17 protein-coding genes are annotated in these 19751 nt (G+C 60.9%); 8 read left to right on the top strand and 9 right to left on the bottom strand.

All coding sequences use genetic code 11. The features are described 5' to 3' along the window. Positions 1-30: 30 nt before the first annotated feature. The 3 genes from VWZ85_RS12685 (at position 31) to coaD (ending at position 2082) form a co-directional block, all read left to right on the top strand. The gene (locus VWZ85_RS12685; protein ID WP_416534849.1) at positions 31-927 is read left to right on the top strand and encodes a LysR family transcriptional regulator; all 897 of its coding nucleotides are present in this window, start codon (positions 31-33) and stop codon (positions 925-927) included. A 56-nt stretch (positions 928-983) separates the two neighbouring features. Next, entirely contained in the window at positions 984-1418 is a 435-nt protein-coding gene (locus tag VWZ85_RS12680) for a CBS domain-containing protein (RefSeq protein ID WP_340545726.1), read from the top strand. A gap of 169 nt (positions 1419-1587) precedes the next feature. Then, positions 1588-2082, top strand: a complete 495-nt coding sequence (gene coaD / locus VWZ85_RS12675; RefSeq protein WP_340545725.1) for a pantetheine-phosphate adenylyltransferase — start codon at positions 1588-1590, stop codon at positions 2080-2082. Positions 2083-2195: 113 nt separating this feature from the next. On the opposite strand, the gene VWZ85_RS12670 is transcribed toward coaD, so the two are convergent. Both VWZ85_RS12670 and gap read right to left on the bottom strand, forming a co-directional pair. Next, entirely contained in the window at positions 2196-2339 is a 144-nt protein-coding gene (locus tag VWZ85_RS12670; protein ID WP_340545724.1) for a hypothetical protein, read from the bottom strand. 114 nt (positions 2340-2453) lie between these two features. Then, entirely contained in the window at positions 2454-3455 is a 1002-nt protein-coding gene (gene gap / locus VWZ85_RS12665) for a type I glyceraldehyde-3-phosphate dehydrogenase (protein WP_340545723.1), read from the bottom strand. A gap of 284 nt (positions 3456-3739) precedes the next feature. Between gap and VWZ85_RS12660 the strand changes: the two genes are divergently transcribed. Together VWZ85_RS12660 and VWZ85_RS12655 are read left to right on the top strand one after the other, a co-directional pair. Next, positions 3740-4690: a DUF808 domain-containing protein gene (locus tag VWZ85_RS12660; protein WP_416588571.1), complete on the top strand. Its 951-nt coding sequence runs from the start codon at positions 3740-3742 to the stop codon at positions 4688-4690. 77 nt (positions 4691-4767) lie between these two features. Next, positions 4768-5337, top strand: a complete 570-nt coding sequence (locus VWZ85_RS12655) for a hypothetical protein (RefSeq protein WP_123585423.1) — start codon at positions 4768-4770, stop codon at positions 5335-5337. Between the two features lie 660 nt (positions 5338-5997). Here the strand turns inward: VWZ85_RS12655 and tkt are convergent. Beyond that, positions 5998-8019 carry a transketolase gene (gene tkt / locus VWZ85_RS12650; protein WP_416588569.1) on the bottom strand — a complete coding sequence of 674 codons (2022 nt, stop codon included), beginning with the start codon at positions 8017-8019 and terminating at the stop codon, positions 5998-6000. Positions 8020-8301: 282 nt separating this feature from the next. Between tkt and VWZ85_RS12645 the strand changes: the two genes are divergently transcribed. Continuing rightward, positions 8302-9357 (top strand): hypothetical protein, encoded by a 1056-nt coding sequence (locus VWZ85_RS12645; protein ID WP_416588568.1) that lies wholly within the window; start codon positions 8302-8304, stop codon positions 9355-9357. Next, the gene (locus tag VWZ85_RS12640) at positions 9357-9755 is read left to right on the top strand and encodes a cell division protein ZapA (protein ID WP_340545718.1); all 399 of its coding nucleotides are present in this window, start codon (positions 9357-9359) and stop codon (positions 9753-9755) included. The genes VWZ85_RS12645 and VWZ85_RS12640 overlap by 1 nt, the downstream gene beginning before the upstream one ends. Positions 9756-9926: 171 nt before the next feature. Here VWZ85_RS12640 and grxD read toward each other — a convergent pair whose 3' ends face one another. The 6 genes from grxD to VWZ85_RS12610 all read right to left on the bottom strand — a co-directional run bounded on the left by grxD (position 9927) and on the right by VWZ85_RS12610 (position 15905). Then, a complete protein-coding gene (gene grxD, locus VWZ85_RS12635) occupies positions 9927-10289 on the bottom strand; it encodes a Grx4 family monothiol glutaredoxin (RefSeq protein WP_340545717.1) in 363 nt (120 codons plus the stop codon). Positions 10290-10699: 410 nt separating this feature from the next. After that, entirely contained in the window at positions 10700-10936 is a 237-nt protein-coding gene (locus VWZ85_RS12630) for a BolA/IbaG family iron-sulfur metabolism protein (protein ID WP_340545715.1), read from the bottom strand. 66 nt (positions 10937-11002) lie between these two features. After that, a complete protein-coding gene (locus tag VWZ85_RS12625) occupies positions 11003-11551 on the bottom strand; it encodes a hypothetical protein (protein ID WP_416540111.1) in 549 nt (182 codons plus the stop codon). Positions 11552-11647: 96 nt separating this feature from the next. Continuing rightward, positions 11648-13813 (bottom strand): phosphoribosylformylglycinamidine synthase subunit PurL, encoded by a 2166-nt coding sequence (purL, locus tag VWZ85_RS12620; RefSeq protein ID WP_416588566.1) that lies wholly within the window; start codon positions 13811-13813, stop codon positions 11648-11650. Between the two features lie 257 nt (positions 13814-14070). Beyond that, positions 14071-14466 (bottom strand): hypothetical protein, encoded by a 396-nt coding sequence (locus VWZ85_RS12615; RefSeq protein ID WP_340545712.1) that lies wholly within the window; start codon positions 14464-14466, stop codon positions 14071-14073. A 533-nt stretch (positions 14467-14999) separates the two neighbouring features. Then, on the bottom strand, positions 15000-15905 hold the full coding sequence (locus tag VWZ85_RS12610; RefSeq protein WP_340545711.1) for a LysR family transcriptional regulator: 906 nt from the start codon (positions 15903-15905) through the stop codon (positions 15000-15002). Between the two features lie 169 nt (positions 15906-16074). Here VWZ85_RS12610 and VWZ85_RS12605 point away from each other — a divergent pair, with 169 nt between their 5' ends. Continuing rightward, entirely contained in the window at positions 16075-19494 is a 3420-nt protein-coding gene (locus VWZ85_RS12605; RefSeq protein ID WP_416534857.1) for an indolepyruvate ferredoxin oxidoreductase family protein, read from the top strand. The last annotated feature ends 257 nt before the right edge of the window (positions 19495-19751 follow it).

Raw genomic sequence — 19751 nt, 5'->3', positions numbered from 1 at the left:
GAATGTTGACGGCAGGAGAGGGAAAAGCTCATGGATCCACAATGGGATGACATGCGGGTGTTCCTGGCAGTGGCGCGCGAAAGCAGCCTGTCGGGGGCGGGGCGGATCCTGAAGATGGATCCGGCCACCGTGGGTCGGCGGATCTCGCGCTTTGAGGAGGCGCTGGACACGCCGCTGTTCGTGAAATCCCCGCAGGGCTATGCGCTGAGTGCTGCGGGGGACCGTTTGCTGGGCCATGCCGAGGCTGCCGAACAGGCGATGCGGGCCGGGCAGGAGGCGCTGGTCGGCCCCAGTGACACGCTGTCGGGACAGATCCGCATCGGTGCGCCGGATGGCAGCGCCAATTATCTGCTGCCGCAGGTCTGTGCCAGAATCGGGGCCGAGAACCCGGATCTGGATATCCAGATCGTGGCGCTGCCACGGGTCATCAACCTCAGCCGCCGGGAGGCCGATATGGCGGTGACCGTCAGCGCGCCCACCGCAGGCCAGCTACTGGTGCAGAAAATCACCGATTACAAACTGCATCTGGTGGGATCGCGCCACTATCTGCGCGCCCATCCGCCGATTGAAAAGCTGGAGGATCTGAAGGATCACAAGATGATCGGCTATATTCCTGACATGATCTTTGACCGGGAGCTGGATTATCTCAATGATCTTGGGGTGGACCGGGTGGCGCTGGCCTCCAATTCGGTGTCGGTGCAGATAAAACTGGCGGCTGAGGGTACGGCGCTGTGCGTCGCGCATGATTTTACGCTGCCGTCGCACCGCTCCCTGCGCAAGGTTCTGACCGACAAGATCAGCCTGACGCGCAGTTTTTATCTGGTGCGCCACCAGGGGGATCAGCGCAGCGACCGGCTGAACCGGTTTGCCCAGGCGTTGTCAAAAGGCATACGCGACGAAGTGGTCCGGCTGGAAGGCTTGACTTGATGCCGGGTTAGGGCAACCCTTGGTGGTACGTAATAAAATTACAAAAAGGAGCGCCTATGCTGGTTCAATTGATTCTGAAGTCCAAGGCAAGCTCTGGGGTGGTCACCATTGCTCCCGAGGCAACGATATCCGAGGCCGCCAAATTGCTGGGCGAGCACAAGATCGGTACTGTTGTTGTCTCCAGTGATGGCGAAACCGCCGAGGGTATCCTGTCCGAGCGCGATATCGTGCGCGAGCTGGCCCGCAGCGGCTCCGGCTGCCTGAGCAAGGCCACCAGCGAATATATGACCCGCAAGCTGGTCACCTGCACCAGCCAGTCCAACGTCGAGGACGTGCTACAGCAGATGACCGAAGGCCGCTTTCGCCACATGCCGGTGGTCGAAGATGGCAAGCTGATCGGGCTGGTGTCGCTGGGCGATGTCGTGAAGGCGCAGCTGGCCGAGGTCGCGATGGAGAAAGACGCCCTTGCAGGCATGATCATGGGGCACTGACCTCAGGATCCTGGCACCCGGGGCTGTGGCCCCGCGTCTGATGCGGTGTCCTCCCGCATCGGACGGCTGACGTCACGGCGCAGGAGCAGGTCGGTATTTCCACGCTCTTGCGCCCTGATGACAAAAATGTTTGCTTGCGCGCAACCAACCAGCAGGCAGGAGAGGCCCCATGCGTATTGGCTTGTATCCCGGCACATTCGATCCCATCACATTGGGGCATATAGATATTATCCGCCGGGCCAGCGCGCTGGTGGACAAGCTGGTGATCGGCGTTGCGATCAACCGGGACAAGGGGCCGCTGTTTTCGCTGGAAGAGCGTGTCGCCATGATCGAGGCGGAATGCGCCAAGCTCAGCGAACAGACCGGCACCGAGATTGTTGCCCATCCGTTTGAAAACCTGTTGATCGACTGCGCCCGCGACGTGGGCGCGCAGATCATCGTGCGCGGGCTGCGCGCGGTGGCGGATTTCGAGTATGAATTCCAGATGGTTGGCATGAACCGGGCGCTCGACAGCTCGGTTGAGACGGTGTTCCTGATGGCCGAGGCGCGCCATCAGGCAATTGCCTCCAAGCTGGTGAAGGAAATCGCCCGGCTGGGGGGAGATGTTTCGAAGTTCGTCACGCCGATGGTCAAGAGCGAGCTGAGCCGCCAGCTGGCGAAATAGTCAGCCTGCGGCGATAGAGATGCGACATTGGGAGCGGCCCGGTTCGGGGCCGCTTTTTTATGTCTGTAAACACTGTGTTGTGACCTGTTCCTGATCTGCGCGGCGCCGCCGGATCAGCGCCAGAAGGCAATCCAGTCGATCAGTTCAAACAGGCGCTTGCCCAGAAACACCATATGCCCGGTGCCAAACAGCCAGAGATCCACGGCCAGACCAGCCAGGATCAGCAGCGCAAGGAACAGGGCAATTCTATTGGTCATGATGGGTCTGGGGCCGGGGTAAACAAGATACGCCCGGCCAGATATGCCTGACCGGGCGGTGTCTTACAAGCCATGCGGGCCAAGTGCTGCACACAGAGGCCGTGGTGCCGGGGCTCAGCCCAGACGACCCATCGCGACAGCGACGTCCGCCATACGCACCGAGAAGGCCCATTCGTTGTCATACCAGGCCAGAACGCGCACCAGGCTGTTTTCCACGACGCGGGTCTGATCCGGCGCGAAGATCGAGCTTTGCTCCGTGTGGTTGAAATCAATCGAGACCAGCGGCGCGGGTTCATAGCCGATCACGCGGGACATATGGCCCTTGGCGGCTTCGCTCATGATGGCGTTGATTTCGGTGACGCTGGTCTGCTTGCTGGAGCGGAAGGTCAGATCCACAGCAGAGACATTCGGTGTCGGCACGCGGATCGCAGAGCCATCCAGACGGCCCTTCAGGTTTGGCAGCACCTCACCCAGCGCCTTGGCGGCACCGGTGGTGGTCGGGATCATCGCCATGGCAGCGGCGCGGGCGCGGTAGAGATCGTCGTGGCGGCGGTCCAGTGTCGGCTGATCGCCGGTATAGGCGTGGATCGTGGTCATGATCCCGCTTTCGATGCCGACGGTTTCATCCAGCACCTTGGCCAGAGGGGCGAGGCAGTTGGTGGTGCAGGAGCCGTTGGAGACCATGCGGTCGCCCGCCCGCAGCTTGTCGTCATTGACGCCAAAGACGATGGTCTTGTCGACATTGGTGCCGGGGGCGGACAGCAGAACCTTCTTGGCGCCGCGCGCCAGATGCGCCTTGGCCTTTTCGCCGTCGTTGAATTTGCCGGTGCATTCCAGCACCACGTCACAACCGGACCAGTCCAGATCGTCCATATTATAGGTGGAGAACATCTGCATATCGCCACGGCCGAGGTTCATGGTGTTTTCACCCAAGGTGACCTCGCCGGGGAAACGGCCATGCACGGAGTCGTATTTCAGCAGATGCGCTGCGGTTTCCAGCGGGCCGGTGGCATTGACCTTGACCACTTCGATATCGTCCCGGCCCGAGGCTGCGATATGCGCCAAGGTGCAGCGGCCGATGCGGCCAAACCCGTTGATCCCGACTTTGATGGTCATATGCGTATCTCCAAGCGAGCAAGAATTGCCTTCGCTATAGCTGCCATTCCCTCGGGTCAAAAGATTAAAAATGGCTTTATTCCAGACTGTTAGCGCAAAACTTGACTGGTTGCGGTAACAAAATTGACTGATTGCGATAACGGTTTTTGCGGCCCTGCGGCGGATGTGCGAGGCGCCCCGGATTGAACACCATTGGGAACAAAGCGGGCGCTGAACGGCTTGTACCTGTTAGGCGATAGGATAGGGTGGGCCAAAATGCGCGCGAATGGAAAAGGGGACCGGGTATGAGCGGTTTGTTGGCTTTGCTTGATGATGTGGCAGGCATTGCAAAGGTGGCTGCGGCCTCGGTGGATGATGTGGCCGCGGCGGCGGGCAAGGCGGGCGCCAAGACGGCGGGCGTGATCATCGACGATGCGGCGGTCACGCCGAAGTATCTGCAAGGCTTTGCCCCGGCGCGCGAACTGCCGATCATTTGGCGCATCACCCGTGGGTCGCTGTTCAACAAACTTATCCTGTTGCTGCCGGTCGCCATGCTGCTGGCGAATTTCGCGCCCTGGCTAATCACGCCCTTGCTAATGCTCGGCGGCTCCTATCTGTGTTTTGAGGGGGCCGAGAAGATCTTTCACGTGCTGTTCCCCCATGCGAGCCACGCCATTGACGAAGACATGAGCATCAAGGATCCCGGCCATCTGGAAGAGCAGAAGATCAAGGGCGCGATCAAGACCGACTTCATCCTGTCGGCGGAAATCATGACCATCGCGCTGGCCGCGATCGAGGCACCAACTGTGTGGATGCAGGCAGCAACACTGGCAGTGGTGGCCATCGGGGTGACGCTGGCGGTCTACGGATCGGTTGCGGTCATCGTGAAGATGGACGATGTGGGGCTGTATCTTGCGGGCAACGCACCAACGCCCATCGGGCGCGGTCTTGGCCGTGGGCTGGTGAAATTCATGCCGGTGCTGATGTGGATCCTGTCGGTGGTCGGCACCGCAGCGATGCTGTGGGTCGGCGGATCAATCATCATCCACGGGCTGGAGGTGCTGGGCTTTGGCTGGCTGGGCCATCACATCCACGACTGGGCCTACGCCGTCGGTCACGCGGTGCCTGCGGGCTGGATGGGCTTTGCTGAGTGGAGTGCCAAGGCGGCGATGGACGGAGTGTTTGGGGTTGTTTGGGGGCTGCTGCTGATCCCGCTGGCGACGAAGGTTGTGGGGCCGTTGCTTTCTAAGTTCTGAACTCGGCCCTGCTAATCATCAAACAAACCACTACTTATGTAGACGAACAAATAGACAGTTTTCAAAAGGAGCAATTGATGTTGGAGTTATTATCGAAGCGAACAGCCACTGCACTGGCAGTTTCAGCTTCTTTTTTGTCAGCTTGTGTGAGCGCCGATCAGACAACGAGTACACCAGCACCGACCTACTCATCCCCTGATCTGACACGCTCTGGTGTAATTATTAAGATGCCAACCGAACAGAAGAGGCTGCGCTTCATTAGCGCCACGGTCTCAAAACTATCAAATAATGGGCCCCACGCTGGCTATCCAGCACAAGTTGACCTGATGGTTTCAGAGGGAACTTCGTACACTAGTTCCAACGTTTTTTTGTCGCCGCTAAACCGCGAGACTGCCGAAAAGTTTGCAGCGACTTATGGCTCTGGAGAGAACTCTAGCCTTGCCTTTATGATGGGACAGGATATCGCGCGCCAAACGGTCTGCCAAGGTAGGAAAGTGACAAGAAACACCGTCGGCCGTCAATATACCGCGCCGACGAAGCCCGGTCCAATTCTTGGTCAGCCTATTCCGAAAGGTGCAGTAGGAAGAGCCATTCCTGCTGCTGAGTTTTCAAGATTTGGGTGGAGCGTGAACCTGTGGTGCCGGTGATGAGGTATTTAGTTTGGACCGGTGTTATGGTGTTGGCTTGCGGGTGTTCTCCCGGTTTGTCCTCCGAGCAGTTTCAAGCGAAAGTTCAAGAATCCGAAGCTCGTTCAGCCGCTGAGATCGCGAGCTACCCTGCTGCAACTTTCACTGTTTCAGGAATGCGGAAGCGTTACTCCGGGGCTACGTTTCTGGACTACAGCGTTCAGCATGGAACGCAGGTAGAGTACCTCGCCCCGGACGGTAGGGCCTTTCTATGGTACCCGGGAAATACGGCTGTCGTGATTGGGCAGTGGACCGTGAAACCACCCGTTGGCCGATCAAAATATGCGCGGCTATGCTGGAAGTACGGACCGCTGACTTACAACCCTGTAGCGCAGAATAGGGGTGGGGAGTTTAGTTGTGTCAAAGCAAATCGACACATTTTGGCCGAGGAAGAGTATACTCGAGGAGATCCTTTTGACTTAGACGGTAGCGGAATACCGTTTCCTTTGAAAAAGAAGCGACAATACTCGATGAAGGAACTCTCCGAACGCAGCGGCGCTACTGTTGTATTGATCCACTAGGCGTTTATTCAATCTCTCGTCCGATAGGTCCGAAGAGGTGCTGATATGGAAAAGGGGAGCCTGGAGGCTCCCCTTTTTGTTCTTGGATTTGTAGCTAGACTTACCCCAGCAGTTCTTTCACCTTCGCAACGGTGTTGTCAGCAGTAATGCCGAACTTCTCGAACAGCTCGCCTGCGGGGGCGGAGGCGCCGAAGCGGTCCATGCCGACGAAACCGGCTTTCTTTTCCTGGCCGCGCTCGCCCATCAGCAGGCGATCCCAGCCGCCGGCGCGCATGGCGGCTTCGATACCCACGCGGACCGGGCCTGCGGGCAGGACCTTGCGGCGGTAGGCTTCGTCCTGCTCGGCGAACAGTTCCATGCAGGGCATGGAGACAACGCGGGTGCCGATGCCGTCGGCCTCCAGTTTGGCCTTCGCCTCCAGCGCGACGGAGACCTCAGAACCGGTGGCGATCAGGATCACCTGACGCTTGCCCTCGGCCTCTGCCAGAACATAGCCGCCCTTGGCGGTCAGGTTGCTGAGCTTATGCTCGGTCCGCACGGTGGGCAGGTTCTGACGGGTCAGGGTCATCACCGAGGGGGTGTCCTTCGAGGTCAGGGCGATTTCCCAGGCCTCTGCGGTTTCCACGGTGTCGGCGGGACGGAACACATAGGTGTTCGGGGTCGCGCGGCAGATTGCCAGATGCTCCACCGGCTGGTGGGTCGGGCCATCTTCGCCAACGCCGATGGAGTCATGGGTCATGACAAAGACGGTCGGGATCTTCATCAGGGCCGCCAGACGCATCGCCGGACGCGCGTAGTCGGTGAAGCAGAAGAAAGTCCCGCCATAGGGGCGCATCCCGCCGTGCAGCGCCATGCCGTTCATCGCCGAGGCCATGCCGTGCTCGCGGATGCCCCAGTAGACGTAGCGGCCCTTGCGGTTGTCGGTGTCAAAGACGCCCAGATCGCCGGTCTTGGTGTTGTTGGAGCCGGTGAGGTCAGCAGAGCCGCCGACGGTTTCCGGCATGATCGGGTTGATCACTTCCAGCGCCATCTCGGAGGATTTGCGGGTGGCCACCTTCGGCTGGGTTTCGGAGACCTGCTTTTTCAGCGCCTTGATGGTGGCCGACAGCTTCTTGGGCGCATCCAGCGCATAGGCGCGGTTGAAGCGGTCCTGTTTCTGCTGCGAGGCTTCGGCAAAACGGGCTTCCCAGGCTTCGCGCTCGGCGGCGCCGCGCTGGCCGATGGCTTCCCACTGGGATTTCACATCTGCGGGCACCTCAAACGGGCCGGTGGTCCAGCCGTAGGCGGCCTTGGCGGCCTTCATCTGCTCGGCGTCGGTCAGCGCACCGTGACCCTTGGATGTGTCCTGTGCAGCGTGACCCAGCGCGATGTGGGTCTTGCAGGCGATCATCGAGGGTTTCTTCGATTTCTTCGCCGCGGTCAGGGCCTCGTCGATGGCCTTGGGATCGTGACCGTCGATTTCGATGACCTGCCAGCCGGAGGCCTTGAAGCGCTGCACCTGATTGGTGCGGTCGGAGAGTTCAACCGTGCCGTCAATGGTGATGTTGTTGTTGTCCCAGAGCACGATCAGCTTGCCCAGCGAGTGGCGACCGGCAAGGCCGATGGCCTCCTGGCTGATGCCCTCCATCAGGCAGCCGTCGCCTGCGATCACATAGGTGTGGTGATCGACCAGCTTGCGGCCGTAATGCGCGCGCTGCATTTCCTCGGCCATGGCAAAGCCAACGGCATTGGCAATGCCCTGACCCAGCGGGCCGGTGGTGGTTTCGACGGCATCAATCAGGAAGTTTTCCGGGTGACCGGCTGTCAGCGCGCCCATCTGGCGGAAATTCTTGACCTGATCCAGCGTCACCTGTGCATCGCCCATGAGATAGAGCAGCGAATAGATCAGCATGGAGCCGTGACCGGCGGACAGGATGAACCGGTCGCGGTCGGGCCACTGGGGGTTCGCCACATCGAACTTCATGTGTTTTTCAAACAGGACGGTGGCGACATCGGCCATGCCAATCGGCATGCCGGAATGGCCGGAATTTGCCGCGGCAACGGCATCAAGGGTCAGGGCACGGATGGCCGCAGCCTTGGTCCAATGTTCGGGGTTTGCGTTGCGCAGGGCTGTCAGATCCACTGGATTTTTCCTCTGGGTTTTCGGCAGACTGAGCGCTCAATAGCAGTGATATGGCAAAGATCAAGCGTTTGCGCGGCTTCCTGCGCGAAGTTGACGCTGCAAGTGGTTGAAAGCAAACAGGGGGTAATTTATCCCTGCATGAACTAAGCTGGATGTGCAGCGCCGGATCCCTCTTGATTCGCCCTCCGTTTACGGAGACGAGCGGAAAAACGGGGCGATGGCGCGGCGCAGGGTCCGGCGGAAAAGACCGGCAGATACTCACGGGGTCGTAAAGGGGCAGGCATGGAGCAGATCGAAGAATTGCAGGGTCGGATCCTGGCGGCAATGGACCGGATTGGCGCAGGTGCCGCAGCATTGCAGGCCGGCGCACAGGCTTCGGCAGAGGCGCATGCGCAGGCCCAGGCGGAGGCGCAGTCACGGACGGCTGCTGCGCAGAGCGACCTCAGCCGCGCGCTGGAAGAGGAAAAGATCGCCAATGCCCAGCTGGAAGAACGGCTGAAGGTTCTGCGCGCCAAGCTGGAGGAGGCCGAAGCCAATGCGGCCCCCGCGCAGGGCGCCGATATCGGTGAGCTGGCGGCGTTGCAGGCCGAGGTCGAGCTGCTGCGCAACGAGGTGGGCAATACCGCCGAGAAAGACGCGCTGAAGTCCGAAGTGGCGCGGCTGAAACAGGAATTGGAAGTGCAGGGCAACGAGGCGGCCACCGCCCGCGAAACCCTGCAGGATCAGCTGGATGAGGCGCAGGCCTCGCTGGCGCGGCTACAGGAAGAGCTGGCCGAGCAGCCTGATGATCTGGGGGCGGCGGTGGATACAGCCGCGCTTGAGGCCGAAGCGGAGGCGCTGCGCGGTCAGCTGGCCCGGGCTCAGGACGAGCTGGCCCAGGCGACGGCCACCCTTGCGGCGCGACCCGCAGGTCCCAGTGCCGAAGAGATTGCGCAGCAGAATGAGACGCTCTTGCGTCTGGATGCCACGCTGCAGGAGCTGCGCCACAGCAATGATCAGCTGCGGGCCTCCAATGCGGCGCTGCGAGAGGCCAATGCCGCTGGTGTTGGTGATGCGACGCTGATCAATGCAGCGCTTCAGGCCGATATCGACGCGCTGACCGCAGCGCGCGCCAGCGATCAGGCCGAGGTCGATGCGGTGCTGGCCAAACTGGAACCCCTGCTGGCGGCTGAGCCTGCGCAGGGCGAAACCCCCGCAGCCCCGACTGAGGCGGCGCCGATTGCGCAGACGGCGGCGCCCGTCGATGTGATGCCTGCATCCGCGGCGCCCCAGGTGCCCCAGGCGCCGATCACGCAGCCGCGAACCGCCCAGCCTATGCCCGAAGGGGAGGATGTATGATGCCCGAGGTTACGATTCATATCGGGGGGCGCGGTTTCGAAGTCTCCTGCCAGGAAGGCGAAGAAAGCTATCTGCATTCGGCGGCCAAGATGCTGGACGATGAGGCTCAGGTGCTGTCGGACCAGATTGGCCGTATGCCCGAGGCGCGGATGCTGCTGATGGCGGGGCTGATGCTGGCGGATAAAACCGCAGCGGTCGAGGATCGCATTAAGGAAGTTGAGGCCGAACTGGCAGAGCGCACCGCAGAGCTGGCCGAGCTGCGCGCCGCCCCGGCACCGGAGCCTGAGCGGATCGAGGTGCCGGTGGTGCCGCCGCTGGTGACCGAGACCCTCGCCGAGCTGGCCGCCCGCAGCGAGGCGCTGGCGCAGGAACTGGAAGAGCAGGGGGCCGCGGGCTGACAGGCCGCGAACCGCGACGCTCAGATTTGAAACCGCCGCATGGGTCAGCCCCATTGCGGCGGTTTTCTATGATATTGGAACCAAACGGTGCCTAAAAAAACACCCCCGGCCAACGCCGAGGGTGCGAATCTTCTGGTCGACAGCCACAACAAGAGGCCAGCGGGGACAGGCTTAGCCGTTGGCTTCGCGGATCTTGTCTGCGGCATCCTTGTCAAAGGCGACACCGTTTTCAGCAAACATGCCGTCCAGTTCACCGGAGAGGGTCATCTCGGTGATGATATCGCAGCCGCCGACAAACTCGCCTTTGACATAGAGCTGGGGAATGGTCGGCCAGTCGGAATATTCCTTGATGCCCGCGCGGATTTCCTCATCCGCCAGCACGTTTACATCGGTGTATTCGACGCCGATGTAGTTCAGCACGCCAGCCACGCGGGAAGAGAAGCCACATTGCGGCATGTCCTTGGTGCCTTTCATGAAGAGCACCACGTCGCTGGCTTTGACGGTTTCATCAATACGGGTTTTTACGTCGGTCATTTATCCATTTCCTTTTGGCGTTGCCACCGGTCGCGGTTTGTTCGGATATAGGGGAGAAGCTTCAGGAAAGTAAGCCCCGCGGGCGAAGCAAACACGGGGATTGCCGCAAGAGTTTCCAAAGTCGCGAAAATCCTCACTTTGGCCGGCGGCCGCTATCCTGAGAGTTCGTCCAGCTCTGGTTTCTGCGCTCCAGTTCACTGTTCTTACGGTTAGTCTCGTCCACCTCGTCCAAATCCACAGCTTCCAAACCGATGTCGCGAACTGGTGTTTGGGTCTGGCGTTCGGTGCGGGGCTGGCTTTGCGAAAGTGGGCGTGGGCGGCTTCGTTTTCTCAACTGAGTGTCAATGGCGTAAACACTCACAGCAAGGCAGAATAGGCCCGACAGAAACCACCAGCCCGGCGTCATCCGGTTACTCAGGCGCCTTGGTGGTCAGGGCCAGCGCGTGCAGCTCGCCGTTGGCGCCGTCCATCTTGCCCTTCAGGGCTGCATAGACGGCGCGCTGCTGCTGGACACGGTTCTTGCCGCGAAAGCTTTCGTCGATGACCATCGCGGACATATGCACACCGTCATGGCCACCAACCTGGATTTCCGCATCGGGAAACGTCTCGCGCAGCAGGTCTTCGATTTCTTGGGCTTGCATCGGCATTGGGGGGTGTCCTTATTTCTAGCTTATCAAAAATGTAGGGTGCGGCGGGGACCTCTGCAAGGCGGATTAGCCGCGCAGCGTCACATAGGGAGCAAGGCGCGGGATGAAGGCGGGCACCTCGGCCAGGGCCTCCTGGACCTGCGGCTCCTCAAAGTCCCAGATGGTGCGCCCGTCGCTGACCGCCAGCGTCGCCAACAGAACATTCAGATCGGCCCGCAGTGCGTCCGGCAGCGGCAGGCCGGCTGCCTCGCGCAGGATCAACAGCGCCTCATGGATGGGGCGCAGGACACGCAGGGCGTGGGTCATATGCGGCAGAAGGTCAGGATCGTCGCGCCATGTCTCGCCCTGAAACAGCACCTCGCTCACCCGCTGCCCGGCGCCCGCGCAGGAATAGGCAATACAGCCGCCAAAGCCACGGGTATTCAGACTGGCGTGGATGGTGCAGCTGAAACAGGATTGCGAGAGGTTGGGGCAGGGGGTGTCGGTCTCCTTCAGGATCGCGAAATCCTCGTCCTCCTCAAACGGGTAGGCCACACAGCAGAGCGCGGCGCAGCGGCTGCAATCTGCTGTCAGTTCGGGGAGGTCGATATCAGGAGTTTGGCCGGACAGGGGCATGGGGTCACCTGCGAGACATCAAAAAATGGGTGGGACGGCGATGCCATCCCACCCGGTATCATCGTGTCGAGGACCATGCCCCAACGCGGCCTGCGCTCAGGCAACGGCAGCAGCGAAGCTGCTGCGGAAGATGTCTGCCAGCTCGGCCAGCGGCGCTTCGGAGCCGCCGATTTTCACCATGTCGCCGCCGAATTTGCCGACGGTGGTGATGGTGACACCGGCCTGACCTGCGGCCATCATCAGGGCCTCGGCCTGATCGAAGTTGCAGGCCACAAGGTAGCGCGCCTGATCCTCGCCAAAAACCGTCGGGGTGTCGCCTGCGTCGAGCTGGACGCCAACACCGGCCGCTTCGGCCAGCTCAAACGCCGCCAGCGCCAGGCCGCCATCGCCCAGATCGGTGCAGGCCTTGATCAGATCGCGGTTGGCGCGGATGAATTCGCCATTGCGCTTTTCCGCTTCCAGATCCACTGCCGGTGCGTCGCCGTCCTCGCGGTTGAAAACCTCCGCCAGCAGCGCCGACTGGCCCAGATGGCCGATGGTTTCGCCGATCAACAGCGCGATATGTCCGTCGCGAACTTCGCCGGTGATGGCCTCTTCGCCTGCCGCGATCAGGCCAACGGCGCCAATCGTCGGGGTGGGCAGGATGCCCTGACCGTCGGTTTCATTATAGAGCGACACGTTGCCGGAGACGATCGGCATGTCCAGCGCAGCCACAGCCTCGCCGATGCCTTTGATCGCGCCGACGAACTGGCCCATGATCTCGGGCTTTTCGGGGTTGCCGAAGTTCAGGTTGTCGGTGGTTGCCAAGGGTTTGGCGCCGACAGCGGTCAGGTTGCGGTAGGCCTCGGCCACCGCCTGTTTGCCGCCCTCATAGGGGTTTGCCTTGACGTAGCGCGGCGTCACGTCGGAGGTGAAGGCCAGCTGTTTGTCGGTGCCATGGACCCGCACGATGCCGGAACCTGCGCCCGGGCGGCGGGCGGTGTCGCCCATCACCGTGGTGTCGTATTGTTCATAGACCCACTGCTTGCCGGCATAGTTCGGGCTGGAGATCAGCGCCTTTAGCCCGTCGATCGGGTCAATGGTCGGCACATCCGCGTCGGTCAGCGCCTCGGGCGCGGGAGTTTCCACCCAAGGGCGGTCGTATTCCGGCGCGGTAGAGGACAGTTTCGACAGCACCAGATCGGCCTTCACTTCGCCGTTGTGCATGATCAGGAAGCGGTCCTCGGCGATGGTTTCGCCGACGATGGCAAAATCGAGATCCCATTTTTCGAACACTGCACGCGCCTCGGCTTCCAGCTCCGGCTTCAGCACCATCAGCATCCGCTCTTGGGATTCCGACAGCATCATCTCGTAGGCGGTCATGTTCTCTTCGCGCTGCGGCACGTTTTCGAGATCCAGACGGACGCCCAGTTTGCCCTTGTCGCCCATTTCCACGGCAGAGCAGGTGAGGCCCGCGGCGCCCATGTCCTGAATGGAGATCACCGCGCCGGTCTGCATCAGCTCCAGCGTGGCTTCCATCAGGCGTTTTTCGGTGAAGGGGTCGCCGACCTGCACGGTGGGGCGTTTTTCTTCGATAGTGTCGTCAAATTCCGCCGAGGCCATGGTGGCACCGCCAACGCCGTCGCGACCGGTCTTGGCACCGAGATAGACCACCGGCATACCAACGCCCGAGGCGGCGGAGTAGAAAATGGCGTCGGTCTTGGCCAGACCGGCGGCAAAGGCGTTCACAAGGCAGTTGCCGTTATAGGCGGGGTGGAAGCGCACTTCACCACCGACACATGGCACGCCAAAGCAGTTGCCATAGCCACCGATGCCCTCAACCACGCCGTTGACCAGTCGCCGGGTCTTGTGGTGGGAGGGTTCGCCAAAGGACAGCGCGTTCATTGACGCGATGGGGCGTGCACCCATGGTAAAGACGTCACGCAGAATGCCGCCAACCCCGGTCGCCGCGCCCTGGTAGGGCTCGATGTAAGAGGGGTGGTTGTGGCTTTCCATTTTGAAAACAACGGCATCGCCGTCGCCAATGTCCACGATGCCTGCGTTCTCGCCGGGGCCGCAGATCACCTGAGGGCCTTCGGTCGGCAGGGTGCGCAGCCATTTCTTGGAGGACTTATAAGAACAGTGCTCGTTCCACATCGCGGAGAAAATCCCCAGCTCCGTGAAGGTTGGCTCCCGCCCGATGATGTCGAGGATCAGATCATATTCCTCGGGCTTCAGCCCGTGGTTGGCAATCAGTTCAGGCGTGATGGCGGGTTCTTGCATCCGTAAACGTCCCCAATGGCTGCGATTGCGCGCCTTTTAGGGCAAGCAGGGCCAAGGGGGAAGGAAAAAGCGCAGACTTGCAGGCGGCGGCGGGCCTGGCTCTGCCGATGCTGCGGATTTCGGCACGTCGGGGCGCGCATCACGGTGCGGGCGACGCGCCAGATCCCATGAAAAAAGGCCAGAGCCACGACGGCTCTGACCTTATGATGGTCCCCGGTCCCGCGCTGCGGCGGGGCGTGACCTTCAGACGGTGGCGATCAGTTCAGAACGGAACCGTCGGTCAGCTTCTCAGGGTTTTCGCTGGCAAAGGTTTCCAGCATGGTGCGCAGCTCGCCCGTGGTCTGACCCATGCGCAGCACGCCATCGGTTTCCCACATGCCGTCCAGCGTGAAGCGCATACCGCTCAGCTTGTCGGAGAAGCTGTCGCGGAACTCCACCAGGATCTTGCGGTCAGGGCCCGGCTCGGTGCCGACCTCAACAACTTTGCCCAGGAAGACGCCGTTGACGTCAACTACGGGGGCACCCATGAATTCCATGTTTTCCTCAAGAAAGGTCTCGCCCGCATCGTTCGGGGTGGCGTTTTCGGTCAGCACCTCGGCGCTGGCGGCGCCGGTCATTGCGATCAGGGCGGCGATAGAGGTCATGCGGAGCATAGTGGCTCTCCTTCAAGTCAGTTGCATTTGTCTTGCGTTCTGGCTGCTCAACGGAGGAGACCGGCAAAAGGTTCCTGAGTTTTTTTCGCGCGATGATGGGGGTGATCGGCATATCGGCGGTGATCTGCACAGGCTGATCGGATTTCCAGCAGCTGCGGTGAAAATTGCGGCGTTCCGGGGAAATATGCTGCCTGAATATCGCGCGCGGCGGCAGGCCCGTTGACGGCAGGCGGGGCGCTGGCGACGCTACACGCAGACCAGTCATTGCCAGCCGGCCTGTGAGTGCTGATCGTCAGGATAACGCCGAGCGATGCCTTGATCCGGCGGCCAGTCCTACGGATCACTCCGTCGACGTTTGAACCAAAAAAAAGGCCGAGCACTAAGCTCGGCCGAAGTCCAACAGGGAGGTATGAAGGGCGACAGCGTCGCTGCCTTCGAGATGTGATTTAGGGGGGCAGCGCGCCTCGATCAAGAGTTAACAGGCCCGGAAAATGGCAAGGCCGCTATGCGCTGTGCGCATGGCTCGGATCTGGCTAGATTTTGCCCAGTTCTTTCATGTGCTTGCGATGTGCAATAATCTCATTCTGGACGAAATCGCGGAATGCGGAAATCCGCCGGGAGTGGCGCAATTCTTCCGGGTAGGCGAGGTAGACCGGCACGTCGCTGGTATCCTCTTCCTGAAGCACCGGCACCAGATCCGGGAAGTCCTCGGTCACGTAATCGGGCAGAACGCCAATGCCCAGATCGTGGATAACGCCCTGCAAGACACCGAAGTAATTGTTCACGGTGAGCAGCGAAGAGGGGTTATAGGTCATCAGTTTCTGTACCAGGACCGCAGCGGAGCCAACCTGCGCCGAGCGCGGGTTCTGGCAGATCAGCCGGTGATCTGCGATATCCTCCGCCTGTTCGGGCGCGCCGTTGCGTTCGACATATGCACGGGAAGCATAAAGCTTCATCTGCACCGTCATCAGCCGCTTGCGGATCAGGTCGGCCTGGCTCGGCTCCTTCATGCGGATCGCCACATCGGCCTCGCGCATGGGCAGGTCAAGAACCCGCTCCTCCAGCATCAGGTCGATCTTGAGATCGGGGTAATGTTCATAAAGCTTGGTCAGGCGCGGCGCCAGCCACAGAGTGCCGAAGCCAAAGGTGGTGGTAACGCGCAATTCGCCAAACACCTCTTCCTCGCTGTCGCGAATGCGGGCAGAGGCGGCTTCCAGCCGTTTTGACATCGATTTCGTCGCGTCAAACAGCAGCTCCCCCTGTTCGGTGAGAATCAACCCCCGCGCGTGGCGGTGAAACAGCGTCGAGCTCAGACTCTCTTCCAATGCGCGAATCTGTCGGCTGACTGCCGATTGCGACAGGTTCAGCTTGTCGCCTGCATGGGTGAGGCTGCCTGCGTCCGCCACCGCGTGAAATATTCTAAGCTTATCCCAATCCATACCCGTCACTTTCGATGCCTCTGATGTAGCCTATATGAAATGTATCGAAACTTTCAATTTGATAGGGCGGTCAGAAACATATTCCGGCAGAAAACAGTATACAGGTCAGTAATTATGACCTAATATATCGCCAAGAAGTGCAAGCTAATCGAGGTTGGGGAGGCCCAGGATGAGCACGCAGAAGATTTCTCTGAACGACAAATTCGATCTGACAAAATCACCGGTGATGCTGAATGGCACTCAGGCGCTGGTGCGTCTGATGCTGATGCAGAAACACCGGGATAAGGCGGCGGGGCTGAACACGGCTGGTCTGGTGACAGGCTATCGCGGCTCGCCGCTTGGCGCTGTCGACATGCAGATGAAGCGGGCGGAAAAACATCTGACCGCAAGCGATGTCACCTTTCAATTCGGTCTGAACGAGGATCTCGCCGTGACCGCCCTCTGGGGTGCCCAGCAGGCCGAGGTGCGCGGCGAGGGCAAATATGACGGCGTCTTTGGCCTGTGGTACGGCAAGGGGCCGGGGGTCGATCGCTCTGGCGATGCCATCCGCCATGCCAATATGGCCGGCTCGTCGAAATATGGCGGCGTGTTGATGGCGATGGGCGATGACCACACCGGCGAAAGCTCCACCGTGCTGCATCAGTCGGAATGGTCGCTGATGGATTGTTACCTGCCCATCGTCAGCCCGGCTGGCGTGCAGGAAATCCTTGATTACGGGATCTACGGCATTGCGCTCAGCCGCTTTTCGGGGCTGTGGGTTGGTCTGAAAACCATGAAGGACACGATCGAGGTGACATCGGTCGTCGATGGCAACCCGGACCGCATGCAGCTGGTCACGCCGGAGTTCGACATGCCGGCCGATGGCCTGAACATTCGTCTGGATGATGATCGTTTCCGTCAGGAAAACCGGATCATCGACTACAAGCGCTTTGCGGCGGAGGCTTTCAGCCACGCCAACAAGATGGACAAGCGCATGTGGGGCAAGCCGGGCGCCAAGATCGGCTTTGTCGCGGCGGGCAAGAACTGGCTGGATCTGGTCCACGCGATGTCGCTGCTCAACATCGACGAGACCATGGCCGAACGGCTGGGGATTACAACCTATAAGGTTGGCCAGACCTGGCCTCTGGACATGAAGGGGTTCAACGCCTGGGCCGAAGATCTGGACCTGATCGTTGTGGTCGAGGAAAAGCGCAAGCTGATCGAGATCCAGATCAAGGAAGCCCTGTTTGACGAGCGCAAGGGCCGCCGCGTCTACGGCTGGTACAAGGGCGGCGCAGGCGGGATGCACCGCGACGAGCTGTTCCCGACCAAATATGCGCTCGACCCGATCATGATTGCCGAAAAGCTCGGCCAGATTCTGATCGAAGAGGGCCGCGAGACCGAGGCGATCCGTGCTGGTCTCTCGGCGCTGGATGAGGCGAAGCGTGCCGACAACGCCGAGGAAATCGCTGCCCGTCTGCCCTATTTCTGCTCGGGCTGTCCGCATAACTCCTCGACCAAGCTGCCGGATGGCTCCCGCGCCTATGCCGGGATTGGTTGCCATTTCATGGTGCAGTGGATGGACCGCGAGACCACCGGCTTCACCCATATGGGCGGCGAAGGTGTGAACTGGGTTGGCGAGGCGCCGTTCTCCAACCGCAAGCACGTGTTCCAGAACCTTGGCGACGGCACCTACAACCACTCTGGCGTGCAGGCCATTCGCGCGGCGCTGGCCGAAGGCACCAATATCACCTTCAAGATCCTCTATAATGACGCGGTCGCCATGACCGGCGGACAAGAGGCCGAGGGCGGGCTGACCGCCCAGCAGATCGCGCATGAGCTGACGGCGATGGGCGTGAAAACCATCGCGGTGGTCTATGACGAGAAGGAAGATGTCGACGCCAAGCTGTTCCCGGCAGGTATGCGGATGCATGAGCGTGCGGAGCTGATGGTGGTACAGAAGGAGTTTGAGAAGGTCGAAGGCGTCTCCGCCATCATCTACATTCAAACCTGCGCCGCCGAAAAACGCCGCCGTCGCAAGAAGGGCCTGTTCCCCGATCCCGACATGCGCGTGTTCATCAACTCCGACGTCTGCGAGGGCTGCGGTGACTGCGGGGTGCAATCGAACTGCGTTTCCATCGTGCCGAAGGAAACCGAACTGGGCCGCAAACGCGCCATTGATCAATCGTCCTGCAACAAGGATTTCAGCTGCGTCAAAGGCTTCTGCCCGTCATTCCTGACCATCGAAGGGGCAAAGATCCGCAAGGAGCCGACCGCCGCACTGGACCTGCCGGACCTGCCGACGCCTGAGCTGCCGAGCATCAATGGCACCCACAACGTGGTGATCACCGGCGTCGGTGGCACCGGCGTTGTCACCATCGGTGCCGTGCTGGCGCAGGCCGCGCAGATTGATGGCAAGGGCGCTGGCATGATGGAGATGGCCGGTCTCGCCCAGAAAGGCGGCGCGGTGCATATCCACTGCCGCATTGCCAACAGACCCGAAGACATCAGCGCCATCCGCGTGGCCACTGGCGAATGTGATGCGCTGATCGGCGGCGATCTGGTTGTTTCTGCCGGGGCAAAAACCATCGGGTTGATGAAAACCGGCAAGAGCGGTGCGGTGGTGAACAGCCATGAGATCATCACCGGTGATTTCACCCGCGACACGGATTTCCAGATCCCGAGTGATCGGCTTCAGGTCGCGCTTGAGGCCCGTCTGCGGGATCGTCTGGATCTTTTTGACGCCTCCGAACTGGCGCGCGCCAGCATGGGCGACTCGATCTTCTCCAACATGATGATCTTTGGCGCCGCCTGGCAGCGCGGTCTGCTGCCGATCAGCCTGGAGGCCATTCGCGAGGCGATCACCCTCAATGGGGCTGCGGTTGAGCGCAATCTGCGCGCCTTTGATATCGGTCGCTGGGCGGTGCTATATCCGCAGGAGGTGCAGAAGCTGATTGCCCCCAATGTGGTCGAACTGCCCAAGACATTGGAGGATCAGATCGCCTTCCGCAGTGCGCAGCTTGTCGATTATCAGGGGCCGCGTCTGGCCAAGCGCTATGGCAAGATGCTGGACGGCATTTCTGACAAGGCGCTGAAGGAAGCGGTGGCCAAGGGCTACCACAAACTGTTGTCCTACAAGGACGAATATGAGGTGGCGCGGCTGTTGCTGTCGAGCCGTGAGAAAGCCGAGGCCGAGTTCGAGGGCGATCTGAAGATCTCCTACAACCTCGCGCCGCCGATGCTGACTGGCACCGATCCCAACGGGCGCCCGAAAAAGCGCAAGTTTGGTCCGGGTCTGGAACGCTGGCTGCGGCTGTTGGCAAAGTTCAAAGGTCTGCGCGGCACGCCGCTGGATGTGTTTGGCTATACCGCCGAGCGCAAGATGGAGCGGGCGCTGATCAGCCAGTATGAGGCCGACATGAAGGAATGGCTGCCCAAGGCATCGCCTGAGATCATGGCACCGCTGATTGCGCTGGCGGAATTGCCGCTGGAAATCCGCGGCTTTGGTCCGGTGAAACAGGCCAACGAGACCAAGGCCGCCAAACGCCGCGAGGAGCTGCTGGCCGCATTGCGTCAGGGCGGCAGCGAGTTGAAGACGGCCGCGGAATAACGCGGGCCGTTGCTGGCGGTCGTTCTGGCCGAGCCACTTAGGCCAGACCACTTCGGAAGGGCGTCACCGGTCGGATCGGGGGCGCCCTTTGTCGTTGGTCCGGGGGATCTGGAACCGGAAAGACACAGATTCCCAACCCGCTGTCGCATCGCCGTTACCCTGGTTGTGTAGACCGGGGCACAGGCCCTATAGCCGGAACGGGGGCTTCGCTGCCCCTGCGTAAACCAGAGACTGAGACCACGAGGCTCGCTATGTCG

This window comes from Phaeobacter sp. JH20_29, from assembly GCF_048056175.1.
GTDB lineage: Bacteria > Pseudomonadota > Alphaproteobacteria > Rhodobacterales > Rhodobacteraceae > Phaeobacter > Phaeobacter bryozoorum.
This window is presented reverse-complemented; position numbering and strand designations above follow the sequence as displayed.